Annotated in this window: 18 protein-coding genes; 12 read left to right on the forward strand and 6 right to left on the reverse strand. The window is 36.4% G+C overall.

Going from position 1 to position 19,994, the window contains the following annotated elements:
* The first annotated feature begins 4 nt into the window (after positions 1-4).
* On the forward strand, positions 5-745 hold the full coding sequence (gene dsbG / locus B9T31_RS11775) for a thiol:disulfide interchange protein DsbG (RefSeq protein ID WP_228146029.1): 741 nt from the start codon (positions 5-7) through the stop codon (positions 743-745).
* A 220-nt stretch (positions 746-965) separates the two neighbouring features.
* Here dsbG and B9T31_RS11780 read toward each other — a convergent pair whose 3' ends face one another.
* Positions 966-1,883, reverse strand: a complete 918-nt coding sequence (locus tag B9T31_RS11780; RefSeq protein WP_086182144.1) for a LysR family transcriptional regulator — start codon at positions 1,881-1,883, stop codon at positions 966-968.
* Between the two features lie 103 nt (positions 1,884-1,986).
* On the opposite strand from B9T31_RS11780, the gene B9T31_RS11785 reads away from it, so the two are divergent.
* The 8 genes from B9T31_RS11785 to B9T31_RS11820 all read left to right on the forward strand — a co-directional run bounded on the left by B9T31_RS11785 (position 1,987) and on the right by B9T31_RS11820 (position 11,754).
* Positions 1,987-3,096, forward strand: a complete 1,110-nt coding sequence (locus B9T31_RS11785; RefSeq protein ID WP_086182145.1) for a muconate/chloromuconate family cycloisomerase — start codon at positions 1,987-1,989, stop codon at positions 3,094-3,096.
* A gap of 218 nt (positions 3,097-3,314) precedes the next feature.
* Positions 3,315-3,986 carry a 3-oxoacid CoA-transferase subunit A gene (locus B9T31_RS11790; RefSeq protein ID WP_086182146.1) on the forward strand — a complete coding sequence of 224 codons (672 nt, stop codon included), beginning with the start codon at positions 3,315-3,317 and terminating at the stop codon, positions 3,984-3,986.
* Positions 3,987-3,999: 13 nt separating this feature from the next.
* Complete coding sequence (locus B9T31_RS11795; protein WP_086182147.1) at positions 4,000-4,653, forward strand: 3-oxoacid CoA-transferase subunit B; 654 nt, start codon at positions 4,000-4,002, stop codon at positions 4,651-4,653.
* Positions 4,654-4,665: 12 nt separating this feature from the next.
* Positions 4,666-5,883, forward strand: coding sequence for a 3-oxoadipyl-CoA thiolase (gene pcaF / locus B9T31_RS11800; RefSeq protein WP_086182148.1), 1,218 nt, complete (start codon positions 4,666-4,668; stop codon positions 5,881-5,883).
* A gap of 88 nt (positions 5,884-5,971) precedes the next feature.
* On the forward strand, positions 5,972-6,751 hold the full coding sequence (gene pcaD / locus B9T31_RS11805) for a 3-oxoadipate enol-lactonase (protein WP_086182149.1): 780 nt from the start codon (positions 5,972-5,974) through the stop codon (positions 6,749-6,751).
* 1,160 nt (positions 6,752-7,911) lie between these two features.
* A complete protein-coding gene (gene catA, locus B9T31_RS11810; protein ID WP_086182150.1) occupies positions 7,912-8,847 on the forward strand; it encodes a catechol 1,2-dioxygenase in 936 nt (311 codons plus the stop codon).
* A gap of 76 nt (positions 8,848-8,923) precedes the next feature.
* Positions 8,924-10,180, forward strand: coding sequence for a GTPase (locus B9T31_RS11815; RefSeq protein ID WP_086182151.1), 1,257 nt, complete (start codon positions 8,924-8,926; stop codon positions 10,178-10,180).
* Positions 10,180-11,754, forward strand: a complete 1,575-nt coding sequence (locus B9T31_RS11820; RefSeq protein WP_086182152.1) for a dynamin family protein — start codon at positions 10,180-10,182, stop codon at positions 11,752-11,754. The genes B9T31_RS11815 and B9T31_RS11820 overlap by 1 nt, the downstream gene beginning before the upstream one ends.
* 71 nt (positions 11,755-11,825) lie before the next feature.
* Here the strand turns inward: B9T31_RS11820 and B9T31_RS11825 are convergent, their stop codons facing one another.
* Together B9T31_RS11825 and B9T31_RS11830 are read right to left on the reverse strand one after the other, a co-directional pair.
* Complete coding sequence (locus B9T31_RS11825; protein WP_086182153.1) at positions 11,826-12,419, reverse strand: GNAT family N-acetyltransferase; 594 nt, start codon at positions 12,417-12,419, stop codon at positions 11,826-11,828.
* A 41-nt stretch (positions 12,420-12,460) separates the two neighbouring features.
* Positions 12,461-13,096, reverse strand: coding sequence for an FMN-binding negative transcriptional regulator (locus B9T31_RS11830; RefSeq protein ID WP_086182154.1), 636 nt, complete (start codon positions 13,094-13,096; stop codon positions 12,461-12,463).
* A 113-nt stretch (positions 13,097-13,209) separates the two neighbouring features.
* Here B9T31_RS11830 and B9T31_RS11835 point away from each other — a divergent pair, with 113 nt between their 5' ends.
* Entirely contained in the window at positions 13,210-14,685 is a 1,476-nt protein-coding gene (locus tag B9T31_RS11835) for a PLP-dependent aminotransferase family protein (protein ID WP_086182155.1), read from the forward strand.
* 92 nt (positions 14,686-14,777) lie between these two features.
* Here B9T31_RS11835 and B9T31_RS11840 read toward each other — a convergent pair whose 3' ends face one another.
* Positions 14,778-16,910 (reverse strand): TonB-dependent siderophore receptor, encoded by a 2,133-nt coding sequence (locus B9T31_RS11840; protein WP_086182156.1) that lies wholly within the window; start codon positions 16,908-16,910, stop codon positions 14,778-14,780.
* 171 nt (positions 16,911-17,081) lie between these two features.
* On the opposite strand from B9T31_RS11840, the gene B9T31_RS17785 reads away from it, so the two are divergent.
* Positions 17,082-17,219, forward strand: coding sequence for a hypothetical protein (locus tag B9T31_RS17785; RefSeq protein WP_171264745.1), 138 nt, complete (start codon positions 17,082-17,084; stop codon positions 17,217-17,219).
* Between the two features lie 57 nt (positions 17,220-17,276).
* A complete protein-coding gene (locus tag B9T31_RS11845) occupies positions 17,277-17,810 on the forward strand; it encodes a helix-turn-helix domain-containing protein (RefSeq protein WP_086182157.1) in 534 nt (177 codons plus the stop codon).
* Positions 17,811-17,965: 155 nt separating this feature from the next.
* Here the strand turns inward: B9T31_RS11845 and groL are convergent, their stop codons facing one another.
* The gene (gene groL / locus B9T31_RS11850) at positions 17,966-19,600 is read right to left on the reverse strand and encodes a chaperonin GroEL (RefSeq protein ID WP_086182158.1); all 1,635 of its coding nucleotides are present in this window, start codon (positions 19,598-19,600) and stop codon (positions 17,966-17,968) included.
* Positions 19,601-19,666: 66 nt separating this feature from the next.
* Positions 19,667-19,957, reverse strand: a complete 291-nt coding sequence (locus B9T31_RS11855) for a co-chaperone GroES (RefSeq protein ID WP_004972131.1) — start codon at positions 19,955-19,957, stop codon at positions 19,667-19,669.
* Positions 19,958-19,994: the final 37 nt, after the last annotated feature.

Here is a 19,994-nt window from a genome sequence, read left to right on the forward strand (position 1 = left end):
CATAATGAACGCTTTCAAACACGGTATTCTCACTAGCATATTATTTACTCTAAGTATGACAGCACATGCAGATATCAAAGAACAAATTAAAAAAGAAGGGTTTGAATTTGTTAAACAAATTCCAGCACCATCTGGTATGACGGCTTGGGCAGGTCATACGAACCAACATCCTGGTACAGTCTTTATATCCAATGATCAACAATATTATATTATTGGTGATTTATATAATGCCAAAGGAGAAAACCTCTCTATAGATGCCATTAATACACATGTTAAAGATATTGTGCTTGATGAGGTTTGGAAATCACTGGAAAAATCGACCTGGATACAAGATGGTGAAAAAAGTGCTCCTCGCATTATCTATGTTTTTTCAGACCCTAACTGCCCATATTGTTATCAATTTTGGCAACAAGCTCGTCCGTGGATAAAATCTGGTAAAGTTCAATTACGCCATATCCAAGTGGGTGTTATTCGAGAAGAAAGTCGTGCACAAGTCGCAACTTTACTCATGTCTAAAAATCCTGAAAAGTTATTTAATGAAATTAATGATCATCATGGTAAAAGCCATCTGGAAAAGACAGCCCAAATTCCTAAAGACATTGCCGATAAAATTGATTTCAACCAATCACTCATGGAAAAATATGGTTTCTTCTCTACACCATCTATGATTTGGAAAGATCAAAAAGGTAACTTAAGATCAACTCAAGGCGTTACGAAAAATCCTAAAGAGATTTTTGAAGAATAGTCTTTTATCTCAAAAAAGTTTAAATATCAAAAAATCCTCACTGAAGTGAGGGTTTTATTAAGTTTCCCCTTAATCATATACTTTTTTCAAAAGTATCAAATCATATAAAATCAATGCTCTTGTCAGTTTAATTTCGTATAAATAATCTTAATATTTTATTCCCTATAGAAATATCGCCGTCTACATTTAATAAATAAATTTTTAATATTGCCAAGTAGGCTTACGCATCTTCTATTTTCATATCTATATTTTTTTCTCGGAAAACTTCCTGTAGACACGCCAATATTTTAGGAATATAACTACTCTTGTCCATATTACGAACAGATAAAGATATTGGACTATAGGCTTCTAAATCTAAAATTGGAACATATGCCAAGTTTTTCATTCCAATATCACTTGCACTTTCTGGGATAATACAAATCCCTTCGCCAGAAGAAACAAGCCCAAGCGCCATATGTATTTCACGTGCTTCTCTTAACTTTTTAGGCACTAAGCCTAACTCAGTAAAAATAGATTGAATTAACGTTGAAAAATTGGGTTTGGGCGTTGTTGGATAAGAAAAAATTACTTCATCTAAAATTTGTGATAAATAAATTCCTGAATCAATATGATCTGCTAAATGATGATTTTCATGAATTGCTAGCATTAAACGTTCTTTTCGAATTAATAAGCGCTTAATAGATGGATCTGAAAGACGAAGTCTCCCAAAACCTAAATCTATTTTACCTGTTTTTAATGCTTCTATTTGATCCCGCGACCCACATTCAATCAATTCAACATGTACATCTGGATGACGTTGTCGAAATAAATAAATAATTTGTGGTAATAAAGCATAGAGTAAAGAGCTTACATAGCCAATACGAATGGTCTTATCTACTGCATTGATGCGCTGTGCCATTGAGGTTGCTTGTGCTGTATGCGTTAGAATTTGTACAGCATGTTCATAAAAAAACATCCCTGCTTCTGTGGTTTTAACAGGTCGAGAGCCTCTTTCAAACAGGGTGATTCCTAATTCTTCTTCAAGTTTTTGAATTTGACGGCTTAACGGTGGTTGAGCAATACACAGTTTTTCTGCAGCTTTGGTTATACTTTGTTCTTCTACAACAGTGACGAAATATCGGAGGTGTCTTAATTCCATTTATATACCTTTTAAGTATCTAAAAATACCAATTTCTCTCTAGTTTAAGATATTACATTAATTTAGGGTATATAAATAGTTTAATGCATAAGAAATATGAAAGATGTATAAGTCGATAGAAACCCTACTTGTCGAGATCCCAACCATCCGTCCACATAAGATGGCGGTTGCGACCATGCAGACACAAACCTTAGTTTTAATCAAAATCACCACCGATGATGGCTTTATCGGTTGGGGGGAAGCAACGACAATTGGTGGTTTGGGTTATGGTGATGAAAGCCCTGAAAGCGTTAGAACCAATATCGACACTTATTTTAGTCCGTTGCTTAAATCATTAAAAGGTTTGAATGTTGCTCAAACCATGCAAATCATTAAGCGTAATATTAATGGTAATCGATTTGCAAAATGTGCAATTCAAACTGCGCTTTTAGATATTTTTTCACAACGCTTAAACTTACCCTTAAGTGAAATTCTAGGTGGTAGATTACGCGATAGTATTCCTGTTCTATGGGTACTTGCTTCTGGCAATACTGAAAAAGATATCGCTGAAGCGGAAAAAATGATTGCGACAAAACGTCATAATATTTTCAAATTAAAAATTGGTTCACGTCCTGTAGAAGCCGATGTTGAACATGTACTTGCAATTAAAAAAGCACTCGGACAAGACATTTCTATTCGTGTAGATGTTAACCGTGCTTGGTCAGAGCTTGAAGCAATTAAAGGAATTCAATTATTACAAGATGGTGGTGTCGATTTAATTGAACAACCTTGTGCAATTGATAACATCGATGCAATGCAACGTCTCACTCAAAAGTTCGATATTGCGATTATGGCCGATGAATCTTTAATGGGACCCAATTCAGCCTATCAACTGGCAAAAACCAATGCAGCCTCTGTATTTGCAGTCAAAATCGCTCAGTCTGGTGGTTTAGTTGAAGGTTGTGAGGTTGGAAAAATTGCCAAACTTGCAGGAATTGATTTATATGGTGGAACGATGCTTGAAGGTCCTGTCGGGACAATTGCATCTGCACATGTGTTTTCAACCTTCGAAAATTTAGCATATGGCACTGAACTCTTCGGCCCTTTGCTGTTAACTGAAGAAATTCTAAAAACACCACTTCAATACCAAAACTTTGAATTACAAATCCCAACAGGTTCAGGGCTTGGTATAGAGGTCGATGAAGATAAGATTGATCACTTACGTCGTCAGTAATTATAGACAATATAAAGATACTAATCATGAATTGATGTTATCTTTTTAAGTTTCTCACCTTCCAATCATCTCATTCAATGAGGTGTTGGAAGTCAAACTAATGTTCTGTTCCTACTAAAAGTCGGAATCTTTGAACGCATATCTCAAGATTTCTAGCCTTAACAATGACGTGATTTTTAATGCTAGAAATTTATCTATTCTTGGTGAAGGTTTACAACATGATTGATAAAAGTACAGCTTCCATGATGGAAGTCTTATCAAAAATTCCAAATGGCTCAACCATTATGATTGGCGGTTTTGGTACTGCTGGTCAACCTGCAGAACTAATTGATGGTCTTATTGAACTTGGTATTAAAGATCTGGTTATCGTCAACAATAATGCAGGCAATGGCGACTACGGATTAGCAAAGTTACTTAAGTCTGGTGCTGTACGTAAAATCATTTGTTCATTCCCACGACAATCTGATTCTTATATTTTTGATGACTTATATCGTTCTGGAAAAATTGAACTCGAACTGGTTCCACAAGGTAATTTGGCTTGCCGTATTCAGGCGGCAGGTATGGGCTTAGGACCAATTTATACACCAACAGGTTTTGGAACGTTACTGGCTGAAGGCAAACCAACCTTAAATTATGAAGGCAAAGATTTCGTTTTAGAAAATCCGATTAAAGCTGATTTTGCCTTAATTAAAGCATATCAAGGTGATCGTTGGGGAAATCTCATTTACCGTAAAGCAGCACGAAACTTTGGCCCAATCATGGCGATGGCTGCCGATTGTACCATTGCACAAGTTTCTGAAATTGTAGAGCTAGGCAGTTTAGATCCTGAACACATTGTCACGCCTGGTATTTTTGTGAAACATGTTGTTGCTGTAACACCAGCCCAGTAATTGGAGAAAATTAATGAGCTATATCAAACTTACTCGTGACCAAATTGCTGAACGTGTTGCCCAAGATATTCCAGATGGTGCTTATGTCAATTTAGGAATTGGTTTACCCACTAAAATTGCCAGTTATCTGCCTAGTGATAAAGATGTTTTCTTACATTCTGAAAATGGTTTATTGGCTTTTGGTCCACCGCCTGCTTTAGGTGAAGAGGATTCAGAGTTAATCAATGCAGGTAAAGAATACGTGACCATGCTCACAGGCGGAAGTTTTTTCCACCATGGTGATTCTTTTGCCATGATGCGTGGTGGTCATTTAGATATCTGTGTTTTAGGTGCCTTTCAAATTGCACAAAATGGTGACTTAGCGAACTGGCACACTGGTGCAGCAGATGCGATTCCTGCCGTAGGCGGTGCAATGGATCTCGCTGTAGGTTCAAAAAAAGTGTTTGTCACCACAGACCATGTCACTAAAAAAGGTGAACCGAAGATTGTTGAAGAACTTTCTTATCCAGCCACAGGCTTAAAATGTGTTGATCGTATTTATACAGATTTATGTGTAATTGACGTGACCCCTGAAGGCTTAAAAGTCATCGAAAAAGTGGAAGACTTAAGTTTTGAGGAATTGCAGTCCTTAACTGGTGCTCAACTTATTGATGCAACACAGGTTTAAGGATTAGTGAAGATGAGTCAAACTTTAAAAAATGCATATATTATTGATGCAGTAAGAACGCCTTTTGGACGTTATGCAGGTGGATTAGCACCAGTACGTGCCGATGATTTGGGTGCTTTACCCATAAAAGCACTCATTGAGCGAAACACCTCCATCAACTGGCAATTGGTTGATGATGTCATTTATGGCTGTGCTAACCAAGCAGGTGAAGATAATCGTAATGTTGCACGTATGTCAGCCCTGTTAGCAGGTGTGCCATATCAAGTTCCTGCAACCACCATCAATCGTTTATGCGGTTCATCTTTAGATGCAATTGCCATTGCTGCACGTGCAATTAAAGCAGGCGAAGCAGATTTAATTATTGCAGGTGGTGTTGAATCAATGTCACGTGCTCCATATGTAATGGGAAAATCTGATAGTGCATATGGTCGTAGCCAAAAAATTGAAGATACGACGATGGGTTGGCGCTTTATCAATCCAAAATTAAAAGAACTGTATGGTGTCGATACCATGCCACAAACTGCTGAAAATGTAGCAGAACAGTTCAATATCAACCGTGCAGATCAAGATCAATTTGCACTAAATAGTCAGCAACGTACTGCAACAGCGCAAGCCAACGGTTTCTTCAAAAAAGAAATGATTCCTGTGACCATTCCACTGCGTAAAGGTGATGCACTTGTCGTTGATACCGATGAGCATCCACGTGCATCTACAACCCTTGAAGCTTTGAGCAAACTAAAAGGTGTGATTAAGGCGGATGGCACTGTTACAGCAGGTAATGCGTCTGGCATTAATGATGGTGCAGCGGCTGTATTAATTGCATCAGACCATGCAGTTGAACAATATGGTTTAACTGCACGAGCTAAAATTATTGCGGCAACGACCATTGGGGTTGAACCACGAATCATGGGCTTTGCACCATCTCCTGCAATTAAAAAACTTCTTGATCAAACGGGCTTAAGTTTAGATCAAATGGATGTCATTGAATTAAATGAAGCTTTTGCAGCACAGGCATTGGCAGTTACTCGTGATTTAGGTTTAGATGATCAAGATGCCCGTGTAAATCCAAATGGCGGTGCGATTGCCATTGGGCATCCATTAGGTGCATCAGGTGCTCGTTTAGTGATTACTGCCTTAAATCAACTTGAACATATTCAAGGGCGATATGCCTTATGTTCTATGTGTATTGGTGTTGGGCAAGGTATTGCCTTGATTATTGAACGTGTTTAAATATTAAAAAAGATAGAAACTGCTCTCTCTGCTTATCGGTTTAAAATTTAAATTTACCCAGATGTGCAGAGAGATTCGGAGAGTTTTAATGCCAAAATTTACATCGAATAACGCTGAAATTAATTATCAAACTTTTGGTGATGCTCATCACCCTGCAATCATTTTTTCTAATTCGCTGGGTACTCAATACAGTATGTGGCAACCACAAATTGATGCATTGCAAAATGACTACTTTATCATTTGCTATGACACACGTGGGCATGGCGGTTCGTCTGCACCACAAGGTCCTTACACCATTGAACAATTAGGTCAAGATGTTGTTCATTTACTTGACCATTTAAACATCCAAAAAGCAAATTTCTGTGGTCTTTCTATGGGCGGCTTAACAGGACAATGGTTAGCAATTCATCATCCGGAACGATTTAATCATGTTGTAGTCTGTAATACAGCTGCAAAAGTTGGACAAGAATCCGCATGGAATGAGCGTGCTTCATTAGTACGCCAACAAGGTTTACAACCCATCGCTGCAACAGCAGCATCACGATGGTTTACCGAAAGCTTTATCCAAAGCCAAGCAATAACTGTACAATCTTTAAGTAACGACTTAGCAGCTGGCAGCGCAGAAGGTTATGCAAGTTGTTGTGAAGCTTTGGCTAAGGCGGATTTACGTGATGATATCAAGCAAATTACAGTACCCGTACTCGTGATTGCTGGACAACAAGACCCAGTGACTACCGTTGCTGATGGTCAATTTATTGTAGATCAAATTGTAAATAGTCAATTATTTGAAATTAATGCTTCACATATTTCAAATATTGAATGTCCAGAAGATTTTACTCAGGCATTACGTCGTACATTTGCAATTTAAATCACGCCCCCATTCAGTGTGTAACCTCATCATTACACACTGATTTTTATTTCTCAGTCTATATTTATATTGCACACTTACATAACACAACTATTACATGATGAGAACTTACTTCCTACGCTGAGTCATACGAATATCTACGTCGATTAAATTTATAAAAATAATTATTGAATTTTACATGTAATTTTGTTTTATTATAGTAAAAGACGATGTCATTTATTCTAGATCCATTTTTCAATGAAAATATGACGTGATTCATGATTACAAAAGCACTCAAATTACTGAGCCTCTTCACCTTAATAAATCTTAATTTGCAGTTCTTTTGACAATAGTATTATAGTACTCGCATATGAGGTCATGACATTTAAGCATTATCTTGAAAAATCTTCTAACACTTAGCTCATTCATACTCATTAGATAGACAATTCTAGCGTTTTATATACTTTTTTGGGTATAATTCAAAGCAGCCACAAATTTTTCTAAATTCCTCTTCTAAACATTGATTCAAACCTACTTAATGGGCGATAAAATCAAATTCATTTTATATTTTCTTCTCATGCTATTAAATTTATAAAGCCAAAACTTTCATTAAAATACTCCAATCTAAAGTCACTAAACTCATTTATAATCATGAATAATACAGTAAACAAGTAAATCCAAAAAATACAATATCACCATATTTATCAATAAATTATTGAATTAAAATTATTTACTACTTAACCTTAAAATCCATTCTATTTGGCTAATGCCTCATCATCAAAATATGTGATGAGTTATAAGAATGCTCATTATTTTGACCATCATCTTATAAAGCTTATATTTCTATTACTATATAAAAGATTCAACTTTTTTTCAAAAAACTGAGTGTTTTAGTCTGATTTAATTTTCAATAAATATACCTATAAGGTATTTATATAAACTTTTTGGGTTCTTGTTATTGCTCATTTAAGCCCTATAATCGTTTCTATCAAATGAAATAAATACCCACATCTATATAGGTAAATTATTTCTATTTCATATGTTAAATCTATCATTCTAATTGTAGCGTGAAGCACAAATGGTTATCCCAACAATATGAATAGAAACTATAACATCTAAACCAGATATGTTGGAATTTGAAATAAAACGCTCAATTTTTTGGCATTATTAAGGAGATAGCCATGAATGTTAAAATTTTCGATACACAGGAAGTACAAGATTTTTTACGTCTAGCTAGCGGTTTAGAACAAGAAGGTGGAGACCCACGCGTTAAACTGATTGTACATCGTGTACTTTCCGATCTTTTTAAAATGATCGAGGATTTAGACATTACTTCTGATGAATATTGGCAAGGTGTTGCATATTTAAATCAGTTAGGTACAAGTCAAGAAGCAGCATTGTTGTCCCCTGGTTTAGGCTTAGACCGTTTCCTTGATATGCGTATGGATGCTGAAGATGCTGCACTAGGTATTGAGATTGGTACACCACGTACAATTGAAGGTCCATTATATGTTGCTGGTGCTCCAGTTGAACAAGGTTTTGCACGTTTAGATGACGGTAGCGATCCAGATGGTCAAACCCTTATTATGCATGGTGTTATTTATGATGCAGAAGGAAAACCATTTCCAAATGCACAAGTTGAAGTATGGCATGCCAATACTAAAGGATTTTATTCACACTTTGACCCAACTGGTGAACAAGTTCCATTCAACATGCGTCGCACAATTATCACAGATGACCAAGGTCGCTATCGTTTCCAAAGCATCATGCCTAAAGGCTATGGCTGTCCACCAGATGGTCCTACTCAACAGTTATTAAATCAACTTGGTCGTCATGGTAACCGCCCTGCCCATATTCACTTCTTTATTACTGCAGATGGTCATCGTAAGTTAACCACTCAGTTAAATATGGCAAATGATCCATTAGTATATGATGATTTCGCTTATGCAACTCGTGATGGCTTAGTTGTACCAGTCATTGAACACAATGATGAAGCAGATATCAAAACACAAGGATTTGATGGTCCTTATCTTGAAATGGAATTCGATTTCAAATTAAGTAAATTACATGATGGTGTAGATAATCAACTTGTAGAACGTCCACGTTTACAAGCTTAATCTGAGTTTAATCAACTTCTAAATATGGCTGGCTTTGACCAGCCATATTTGTCATAACGATAAGCAGAGAAAAAGTATGGATACTCAAAATTTCAATGAAGCAGTTGCTATTGTATTAGGTGTTTTGCCAACAAGAGCCATTGATCTAGCACGCCTAACCGCAATCGCCCAATCTATGCAAACGCCAACCATTACTGTGATTGGCAAATATAATCATGGCAAAAGTCGCTTACTCAATGAATTAATTGGTCATGATATTTTTTCTGTTGCAGATCGCCGTGAAACCGTTGAACTTACAGAACATGTTCATCAAAATATTCGCTGGCTTGATGCACCTGGTCTAGATGCCGATGTCATGGGACAAGATGACCATTTGGCTCAACAAGCACTCTGGTGTAAATCTGATATTCGCTTATTTGTTCACTCTGTAAAAGAAGGTGAATTAGACTCCGCGGAACATCCTTTACTCCAAAAATTATATGAAGATTCACAGCGTACCCAGCGTAAAACATTGGTTACGTTAACACAAGTTGATCAAGTTCCTGATCAAACGGTATTAAGCCATATTATTCAATCAATTACCCAACAAATTCCACAACTTGCACTCTTACCAGTGTCTGCAACTCGTCATCGACAAGCAATAGAAAATAACAAGCAATTATTATTACAAAAAAGTGGTATAAATGAATTACGTGCAGCATTAGATAACGCTTTATCTCAAGTACCTAAAGCACGCCTTTTTGAAAAAGAATTATTATTTAATGAGATGTCTCAGCAGCTACAAGCACTATATACTGAACGACATAATGAGTTATTAACCTTACAGGAAACTCAAAAACAACAACGAATTTCTTTTGATCAAGACTTAAATACGGTACTTGATAAAGTTCGTGATGACTTGCGACCCACCATTCAAGTAACAGGTCATGATGATGCCTTAGTGCCAGATTCTTTTGAGAATATGTTCAAAATGACCGCTGGAAAGCAAGAACGTGCACGTATTCAAGTTGCATATTCGCGTGCATGTATTGATTTAAATAGCCATTTAGTTCGCTATGGTGTGGTTGGTTTACCAAGTTCACAACAAACCAATGTCCGTAGTTTAGATACTGTGATGGTAGCAGTCATGGGGGTATCGGTTAAATATCGAGAAGATTTACGAAAAATATTTTGTGAAGATTCAGGTCGTGAAAGATTATGCCGTGAATTCGCTCACTATTATGAGTTATCTGCAGAAAGAGAAACACTTGTTCAAAAAATAATAGATGTTTCAGCTGAAGAAGCTTTAATTTGTCAGGCACAAGATGCACTCAGAATCTTGGAGGCTGCATAATGACTCAGCACACGACCCTCCAAAAGTTTATTGACACCTTAAATACGTCTAACCATGAACAATTAGATTTTTCCCCCATATTACATGAATTACAAATTTGGCGTGATGAGCTTAAGCAGAATCTACAAAGAAATCTACTTTCTGCTGATAGGTTTTCTCCTATCAGCCCATTAAGTGAATTACTTATCAGTTTTAATCAACAAATCATTGCAGATATTCATCAATGGGATGATTTATGGCATGAACTTACTCCTGCACAGTCTCTTGCCGATACATTTGATAAAAACGTCATGTTTTTAATTTTTGGAAAGTTTAATGCAGGTAAAAGTTCATTATGCAACTTGCTTGCAGAATTATTTAAACAACAAAATCAATCAGTTAAGTCTTTTTATCTTTCTGATGGTCAAATTGTTTATCATCAAGATACGTTGAGTGAAGGTGCAACTGAAACAACTGCACAATTACAAGGTGTTTGTTTAGGTGAAAAACTCATTTTACTTGATACTCCAGGGTTACACTCGGTTACTTCTAAAAATTCGGCATTGACTCAACGTTTTATTGATAGTGCGGATGGTGTACTTTGGCTAAGTAGTTCATCTTCACCTGGTCAAGTTCAAGAGTTAGAAGCTTTAGCTCGTGAATTGCGTCGCCATAAACCCTTATTGCCTGTAATTACACGAAGTGATCAAATTGAGGAAGATGAGCTTGATGGTGAAATTTGTGCTGTTCTCTGCAATAAAAATGTAGCTCAACGTGCAATACAAGAAGCAGATGTTCATGAGCGCTCTATCGAAAAACTCATCGAAATGCATGTAGATCCTAAACTATTAAAAAACCCAGTCTCTATTTCTGCACAAATGGTTCGTCAAAATAATTTTGATTCTTCCGCAATGACCGAAGCAGGAATTAATCAACTTTTTAATGCACTTTTAGATTTAATTAAACCAGCACTCAGTTACAAGCAACGTAAATCTATTGAAATATTTTTACACTATTTACAAGAACAAATACTCGAACCTTTAACCCTGATTTTTGATGCAGCTTTAAATCAAATTCAACAAAAAACTCAGACAATGCAGCTTAACTTAAGCCAACAAAAAGAGAGAATTATCACTCAAACTTGGCGTAATATTGTTCCACAATTACCAACACTTTTAGTGCAACATGCTCAGACACAGTCTATTCATCGTGTATTAGAAACAGTTAATGTGTGGACGAATGAAACACTACATTTACAATTACAAGAACATTTAACTGACTACTTATTGCCAGAGATTTCACTCATTAAACTAGAGTTAAATCCACATATTCGTTATGACATCATTGCAAATGATAAAAATGAAGATCTGATCATTGGTCATGATCAATTATATAATGAACTTTCCACTCAACTTCATAATGCTTTAACCGATCATCTCACTGATGTTACTTCTGAATGTTCTCAACAACTAACAGACTTAATTGCAGAACAGCAACAGCTCAATGAAATGCTTTTACAGTTCACTGAAAGTTTAAATGAAATTGCAAGAAAACTCCGTGTTAATCAGTCCTCTGACGTATTAATGCCGAGTTGATGAGTTCAAGAAATTTAGAATTTCTCATTAGTTTATACATTAGAAACTCTAAATTTCATCTAGTTTCAAACTTATCTTGGTTTACTCATGAGCCAAGATAAATTGTGTTGAATGGCTGGCCACTCACTTCTAACAATACTATAGACATGCGTATCTCTTAAAATATCATCCTCTACAATTTGATGACTTCGTAAAACACCATCTAATTTTGCTCCTAAACGAACAATGGCTGCCTGACTGCGAACATTAAAAGAGGATGTTCTAAACTCAACTGCAATGCAGTTTAATACCTCAAATGCATATGTTAACAGTAATCTTTTACATTCCGTATTCACATGAGTACGTTGCACAGACTGTCTATACCATGTCGAACCAATTTCCACACGGCGATGTATTTGCTCAATATTCATAAAAGTCGTCATGCCTAATACTTGACCCGTTTTGCGATCTTCAATATAAAAAGGCAACATACTGCCAACTTTTTGTAAAGTTAAGCGCCTTTCAATTTCCGTATACATTTGTTCTGGTGTAGGAACTTTTGTATACCAAAGTGTCCATAGTTCTCCATCACAGACAGCTTCACTCAACGCCTTTTCTTGTGCCAGATTTAAAGGTTTTAAAACAACATGCTCACCAATCAACTCAACTGGGTTCGTCCACGACATTTATGTTTTCCTCACATTTTCCATATAAATAACTGAATGATTTATTTTTTAGATTCTGCAATCTGATAAATCGCCTTAGCAAGTTCATGCTGATTTGACTGATTGAGTGCATGTGCAACCCCTAAAATATCTGGGTATGCTTTATTTTGACTCAGCTTTAACTTGCCTTGTAGGCGTGTAATTTCGATTTCAATCCCAACAATTTTTTTCAACATTCCTGCTATATAATCTTGAGGTGCATCCGTCATTTTCCACGGTATAGGCTGTGTTGCTTCGTGCTGACGTGTTAAGCGTGCAACAAGACCTCGTACATATTTCTCATCATCATGAATCGTAATTTTCCCATATACATGCACCACCCTATAATTCCAAGTAGGTACTTGTTGATGATGTACCTGCTTACTTGGATACCACTGTGGGGAAATGTAAGCATCACCAGCGCGGAAAATGATTAAGACCTCTTCTTCATGTTGAAGGTTCTGCCAAATTGGATTATTTCTTGCTACATGTGCAGATAAAGTTCCAAATTGTCCTTTATTCAGCTGTAATTCAAAAGGTAAATGATTGGCGTCTAATCCAACCTCTCCAGCATTGATTAAAATACCTAATGGATATTCAGATATCAGTTGGTAGAGAGCATCTCGTTGTGTTTCTTCAAAATCTTTTGGGATATACATCATCAAAATCCTTTAGATAAAGTTATGTATTTTCATATTTCTCTTGTAGATTTTCTATTTTTTATGGCTTATAAAAAAGTACCACTTTTATCTTTATAATATAGACCAGAATTATGGCAAGATTAGCAAAAGTGATTGATCTCCCATTGATTGCAAATATCAATAAATCTGATGGGAAAATAAGTTCACAGCTCACTCGAGCAATTCGTCAAGCAGTGCAAAATGGTGATTTAAAAGCAGATGATCCCTTACCTTCATCTCGAGTGCTTGCTCAAACTTTAAAGGTGGCACGAGGTACAGTCATTGACGCTTACGATCAATTAATCGCCGAAGGTGTTATATGTTCTCACCCTCGAAGAGGAACCTATATTTCGTCCACCTTAAATGTCACCGTAAAATCCCATAAAGTCGCAATAACTCCAACGCTCACTTTAACTAAATCCGCACATGCCTATGCAAACGTACTCCAAGAATTTACCCCACTACCACATGCACCTTTTGCCATTTCAATTCCTATAGCACGTACGCAGCCTCAAGATGCTTGGAGAAAATTTGGTAATCGATTTAGAGCTCGTGGTGTTGGTATACCAACGGGTTATGATGATCCGCAAGGTGTTCTGGCACTTCGAATTGCAATTGCAGATTATGTTCGACGTTCCCGTTCAGTTCATTGTGAACCTGAACAAATTGTAATTACCAATGGAATTCAGCAAGCCTTATATATTTGTAGTCAAATTTTATTTGAAGCACATGATCATGTGTGGGTCGAAGACCCTGCATATCGTGGTACAACAAGCATTCTAGAACACTGCGTACATCAAATTGAAATCACGCGTATTCCCGTCGATGAAGAAGGAATTCAAATTGATTATGCCAAAACATTAACAAAACAAGCACGTGCTGTATTTGTCACGCCTTCACATCAATACCCATTAGGCATGTCAATGAGTTTGGCACGACGAAATGCACTTTTGAACTGGGCAAAACAACATAAAGCTTGGATTATTGAAGATGATTATGACAGTGAGCTACGCTATATTGGTCAACCCTTTCCAGCGCTACAAGGATTAGCACCCGATCAAGTGATTTATTTAGGTACTTTTAGCAAAGTACTATTCCCTTCGCTACGTATTGGTTATGCTATTTTACCTCAGTCTTTAGTTGCACCATTTTGCGGGCTTAAAGTGATCATTGATCGACACAGCCCTACAGCCGATCAACATGTATTAGCTGCATTTATTCAAGAAGGCTTTTTGGAAAGGCATATTCGCCGCATTCGCCATGTGTATGCTGAAGTAAGACAATTTTTAATCAAAATCATTGAACAGCATATTCCCAAACACTTAGCATGGTTACAAACAGGTGATCAAGGCATGCATATTGTTTTATGGCTTGCTGAAGGATTATGTGATCAAGATATTGCTATGTCTGCACTTCATGCAGGAATTTCGGTTAAAGCGATTTCCCCGACTTATTCTAAAGAAAGAAAACAATCTGGTTTGATTATTGGACTTGGAGATTTTGAACCTGAGCTTATGGAACAAGCAATTAAAAAATTAGCACAGATTATTTTGAGTTCTAATCTATAAAATAAATCCACAAAACAAAATCCAATCTACGACATAAGCCATCAAGGTGGCTAAAATTAAAACGCTTTTAATTTTAGCCACGCTGATCTTGTTTAATATTTATAATTCAATGTAAACATCATATTACGAGGGTCACCAAAATAGGTCTGTCTAGACCAAGCATCTGGACGATCATAATAACGCTTATCAAACACATTTTTTACTGTGAACGATGCTTTAAGCTTTGGAGAGACTTGATATGCCATCTGTAAATCGAATAAGCTTAAGCCACCTTCTCCCCATGAATTTCCTGCCCGACGACTATAAATAGCACCACGGTAACGGTAGCCGCCACCGAAACTAAATCCACTGAGCATACCTTGATTAATTTTATAATCCGTCCATAAGGTCGCACTATTTCGTGGAAATAGTGAATTTAAAGGTAAACCTTCTCTCCCTATAGGTGCTTTAACTTGAATAGCTGTATTATAGCTATACCCAGCAGAGATCTTCCAAGCTTCAGTCAATTGACCTGTTAACTCTGTTTCAACACCTTTACTTCGAACTTTTCCTGCAGCAATTGAAAAATTGGGATTATTCGGATCAGACATCGCTCTATTTTCATCATCAATTTGATAAATTGATATGCTCGATGTTAAACGATCATCAAAATAGCCTCCCTTTAATCCAATTTCATATTGATGCCCCACACGCGGTTTTAAGAATTCCAAATCTGAAGTTTGATCAGATTGAGGGGAAAAAATATTACTATAACTGGTATATGCAGATAAATTTTTATTCAAATCATAAATAAAACCAACATAAGGTACGAATTTCGCATTTATTTTTTGTGTTGCATCTGTATCTACTGCATTTTCATACCATGCAATACGTGCCCCTAATACAACCGTTACAGGTTTGATCGGTTTAATTCGAGTCTGTCCATAGGCAGCACTTTGAGTTTGGGTCGAGGTGGTCGGATCATCAATTTGAATATCAGGTTTAGGAATATGATAATTAGGATGAAAGATATTTTGCACACTCCCATTTTTCCCCCAAGTACTTGCGTTATATGCTCCTTTATTTTTATATTTTTGATAATTCGTCCCCAGTACGAATTCTTGGTCTAAATCATGCCATTTAAAGGGTTGTATAATTTCTGCATTATAATTAACTTCCTGATTTCGTGAATACGAAAAATAGGGAATTAAATTAAAGTTTCCAGTTTTTAAATCAACATTACTATTACCCCATTCAAATTCGCTATGGTTATTCTGATAAAGATAAGAACCACTCACCTTTACTTTTCCACCTTTTGCAAGATGATGTTCTAACTCAATAAAACTGCGATTCACTTCATTTGTTGCATTATCCCAACTTGTTCCAACATAGGTCGAACGTGAAATTTTAGGATATGTACCATTGTTATATGCAGGCAAACCATAAAACGGATGACTTTCAGTGCGTTGCCAACTATGCCCAAGTGATAATGTTGTTTGATCATCCAAATCATATTCTAATGTGCCATATAACATTGGCTGCTTTTTAGATGCAATATTGGTAAAATAATCACGATCTAAATAAGAAGCAATCAATCGTCCTCGAAGTGATTCATCCTTATTGATAGAACCCGTAACATCTGCATCTACATAATAATGATTCCATGAACCTATACTCGTTTTCGCATTAAATCCAAATTCTTTTTGTGCTTTTTTACGTACAAGATTGATTGTCCCACCAGGATCACCAGTTCCCTGTAGTAAGCCAGATGCACCACGCATTACTTCCATTCGATCATACATTGCCAAAGCAAAGTTATTTTCATAAACACGTGCGGAAGAAGATACACCATCAATTTGATAATGATCAATTCCATACCCACGAGATTCAACTCCCGCTGAATTAATCCCATAACTTTTAATGCTTAATCCTGGTGTATATTTCAATGCATCTTCCAGTGCAATGGCATTTACATCATCCATTTTCTCACGATTTATCACTGAAATTGAATTCGCAATTTCTCGTTGCGTGTGTTTTGCACCCCCTAATCCAAGCGTTATGTTTGAACTGGCATAACCCGTTAAATCTTCCTGAGACGCTTGTAATTTTAATGCTGGCAGCACAACAAATTCTGCTTGATCGATTTGATTTCCTGTCGTTTCTGAGTAGATACTTTGGATAAACAATGAATTACCAAAAAAAATGACAAAAAAAGCAGTTGAGTATGGGAGATTTTTTTGAGACATAGAATTATTCTCATATGAAGTTGATTCTTATTATCAATAATAATTGAATTTTTTTCTCATATCTGACAACATACGATTCATTTATGACAGCATTTGTCATAAATAAAGACTCAAATAAAAAACAATGAATTATGGACAAACAGTAGACTAAAATTTAGAAGAGTGAATTGCATGCAAAATTTGAATATCGTTGCATTACCATTTGAATATCAATCTGGTGATATTGAAACAATGCATACACATTCTACTGGACAACTTGTTTACTCATTAACAGGTGTCATTCATGTCATTACACCTCATAAAATTTGATTATTACCTCCAAACTCTGCTTTATGGGTCCCACCGCGAGTACCACATGAACTTCATATGATTGGCGCTGTTTCTCTTCGATCTGTATATATTAAACCTGATGCAATTCCACCTAATCTATCTCAATTAAAACTACTTAAAGTAACTCCTTTACTCAAAGAACTAATATTAGAATTAATTGATAGTTCATCTGATATAGACAGCCAAAAACTGATTATTCCTCTTTTATTAAAATCTTTAAATAAAAGCATTACTTTTAAAGATTGCTGTGTTCCTTTACCTAAAAATAAAAAAATACTTCAAATTTGTGAAAGCTTATTGCGTCATCCATCAAATACAGCATCCATTGAAGTCTGGGCAGATAGAGTTGGGGTAAGCTCCAGAACACTGATTCGCTATTTTAAAAAAGAAACAGGATTAAGTTTTACCCAATGGCGACAACAAATTTATATTGGAGCTTCAATAAAAATGCTACTGGAAGGAAAAAATATCGATGAAATTTCACGACAACTTGGCTATAGCACTCCAAATTCATTCAGTGCCATGTTTAAACGTAAAATGGGCAGCCCCCCAACACAATTCATTCATTAAAAATTTATTAACGCACATACACACCTATTTTACACTTCTTTATATTTTACTTATTTTTTTAATTGCGACTTCGTATTTTTTAACCATTAAATTTTTCATATCAAGATAAAAATAAAAAGGTCGCTCAAAGCGACCTTTTTATAAACATAGACAGATTACATCATGCCGCCCATGCCACCCATACCGCCCATATCAGGCATAGCAGGTTTTTCTTCTGGAATGTCAGTAATCATACATTCAGTTGTTAACATCAGACCAGCAACAGATGCAGCGTGCTCTAATGCTGAACGTGTTACTTTAGCAGGGTCTAAAATACCCATTTCTAACATATCACCATATTCTGAAGTCGCAGCGTTATAACCGAAGTTACCTTCACCGCTTTTAACTGCATTAATCACAACAGATGGTTCATCACCCGAGTTAGATACAATTTGACGAAGTGGAGCTTCAATTGCACGACGTAAGATATTAATACCTACGTTTTGATCGTCATTTGCACCAGTTACATTTTCCAATGCTTTAGCAGCGCGTACAAGTGCAACACCACCACCCGCAACAACACCTTCTTCTACCGCAGCACGAGTCGCATGAAGCGCATCATCCACACGATCTTTTTTCTCTTTCATTTCAACTTCAGTTGCAGCACCAATTTTGATTACCGCAACACCGCCAGCTAATTTAGCAACACGCTCTTGAAGTTTTTCTTTGTCATATTCAGACGTAGATTCTTCAATTTGTGCACGAATTTGTTGAACACGATCAGAAATTTGTGCAGCATCACCAGCACCATCAACAATGACCGTATTTTCTTTTGAAATGGTCACTTTATGTGCTGTACCTAAATGCTCAAGCGTCGTTTGGTCTAACTGCATACCAATTTCTTCAGAAATAACAGTACCACCAGTTAAAATTGCGATGTCTTGAAGCATTGCTTTACGACGATCACCAAAGCCAGGGGCTTTAACAGCACAAACTTTGATAATTCCACGCATATTATTCACAACTAATGTTGCTAAAGCTTCGCCTTCAACATCTTCAGCAATAATTAAAAGTGCTTTACCAGTTTTAGCCACTGCTTCTAATACTGAAATGAGTTCACGGATGTTGCTGATCTTTTTATCAACAAGAAGAATGAATGGATTTTCAAGCTCTGCAGTTAAAGTATCTTGTTTATTCGCAAAGTAAGGAGAAATATAGCCACGGTCAAACTGCATACCCTCTACAACATCTAGAGAATCTTCAAAGCCTGAGCCTTCTTCAACGGTAATTACGCCTTCTTTACCAACTTTTTCCATTGCTTGCGCAATAAGCTTACCAACAGTCGTATCAGAATTGGCAGAAATTGAACCTACTTGTTCAATGGCTTTAAAATCTGAAGCAGGTTTTGCTGTTTCTTGAATATTTTTAACAACTGCTCTAACAGCAATATCAATACCACGTTTCAAATCCATCGGGTTCATACCCGCTGTTACTGATTTGATCCCTTCATTCAAGATTGCTTGAGCTAACACTGTTGCAGTTGTTGTACCATCACCAGCAATATCATTTGTTTTGCTAGACACTTCACGAACAAGTTGAGCACCCATGTTTTCAAACTTGTCTTTTAGTGTGATCTCTTTTGCTACAGTCACACCATCTTTAGTGATATGTGGAGCACCAAATGAGCGATCTATAACGACATTACGGCCTTTAGGACCTAAAGTTACTTTTACAGCATCTGCTAGTGTATTCACACCTGCAATCATTTTTGTACGTGCTGAATCACCAAATTTTACGTCTTTAGCTGACATGTTTGACTCCGAATAATTTTAATATTTTCACAAAAGCTGATTTAGATTAAGCGATAAATAAGCAGATTAACCTTCTAATACTGCTAAAATATCTGACTCTTTCATGATTAAAAGTTCTTCGCCATCAACTTTTACAGTTGTACCTGCATAAGTACCGAATAAAACTTTATCGCCTACTTTCACATCTAAAGCACGAACACCGTTGTCAGTAATCTGACCATTACCAACAGCAATAACTTCGCCTTGAGCAGGTTTTTCTGCAGCAGATCCTGGCAATAAAATTCCGCCAGCAGTTTTTGTTTCTTCTTCTACACGACGAATTACTACACGATCATGTAATGGACGAATATTGCTCATAAAATTACTCCATCAGACTAAGTCTTCTTAATTACAG

It is taken from the genome of Acinetobacter sp. ANC 4558 (assembly GCF_002135375.1).
Classification (GTDB): domain Bacteria; phylum Pseudomonadota; class Gammaproteobacteria; order Pseudomonadales; family Moraxellaceae; genus Acinetobacter.

What these genes read in the sequence shown, in the direction of transcription:
- dsbG (WP_228146029.1), top strand. Translation starts at nt 5, where the DNA reads ATGAACGCTTTCAAACACGGTATTCTCACTAGCATATTATTTACTCTA.
- B9T31_RS11780 (WP_086182144.1), bottom strand. Translation starts at nt 1,883, where the DNA reads ATGGAATTAAGACACCTCCGATATTTCGTCACTGTTGTAGAAGAACAA.
- B9T31_RS11785 (WP_086182145.1), top strand. Translation starts at nt 1,987, where the DNA reads ATGTATAAGTCGATAGAAACCCTACTTGTCGAGATCCCAACCATCCGT.
- B9T31_RS11790 (WP_086182146.1), top strand. Translation starts at nt 3,315, where the DNA reads ATGATTGATAAAAGTACAGCTTCCATGATGGAAGTCTTATCAAAAATT.
- B9T31_RS11795 (WP_086182147.1), top strand. Translation starts at nt 4,000, where the DNA reads ATGAGCTATATCAAACTTACTCGTGACCAAATTGCTGAACGTGTTGCC.
- pcaF (WP_086182148.1), top strand. Translation starts at nt 4,666, where the DNA reads ATGAGTCAAACTTTAAAAAATGCATATATTATTGATGCAGTAAGAACG.
- pcaD (WP_086182149.1), top strand. Translation starts at nt 5,972, where the DNA reads ATGCCAAAATTTACATCGAATAACGCTGAAATTAATTATCAAACTTTT.
- catA (WP_086182150.1), top strand. Translation starts at nt 7,912, where the DNA reads ATGAATGTTAAAATTTTCGATACACAGGAAGTACAAGATTTTTTACGT.
- B9T31_RS11815 (WP_086182151.1), top strand. Translation starts at nt 8,924, where the DNA reads ATGGATACTCAAAATTTCAATGAAGCAGTTGCTATTGTATTAGGTGTT.
- B9T31_RS11820 (WP_086182152.1), top strand. Translation starts at nt 10,180, where the DNA reads ATGACTCAGCACACGACCCTCCAAAAGTTTATTGACACCTTAAATACG.
- B9T31_RS11825 (WP_086182153.1), bottom strand. Translation starts at nt 12,419, where the DNA reads ATGTCGTGGACGAACCCAGTTGAGTTGATTGGTGAGCATGTTGTTTTA.
- B9T31_RS11830 (WP_086182154.1), bottom strand. Translation starts at nt 13,096, where the DNA reads ATGTATATCCCAAAAGATTTTGAAGAAACACAACGAGATGCTCTCTAC.
- B9T31_RS11835 (WP_086182155.1), top strand. Translation starts at nt 13,210, where the DNA reads ATGGCAAGATTAGCAAAAGTGATTGATCTCCCATTGATTGCAAATATC.
- B9T31_RS11840 (WP_086182156.1), bottom strand. Translation starts at nt 16,910, where the DNA reads ATGTCTCAAAAAAATCTCCCATACTCAACTGCTTTTTTTGTCATTTTT.
- B9T31_RS17785 (WP_171264745.1), top strand. Translation starts at nt 17,082, where the DNA reads ATGCAAAATTTGAATATCGTTGCATTACCATTTGAATATCAATCTGGT.
- B9T31_RS11845 (WP_086182157.1), top strand. Translation starts at nt 17,277, where the DNA reads ATGATTGGCGCTGTTTCTCTTCGATCTGTATATATTAAACCTGATGCA.
- groL (WP_086182158.1), bottom strand. Translation starts at nt 19,600, where the DNA reads ATGTCAGCTAAAGACGTAAAATTTGGTGATTCAGCACGTACAAAAATG.
- B9T31_RS11855 (WP_004972131.1), bottom strand. Translation starts at nt 19,957, where the DNA reads ATGAGCAATATTCGTCCATTACATGATCGTGTAGTAATTCGTCGTGTA.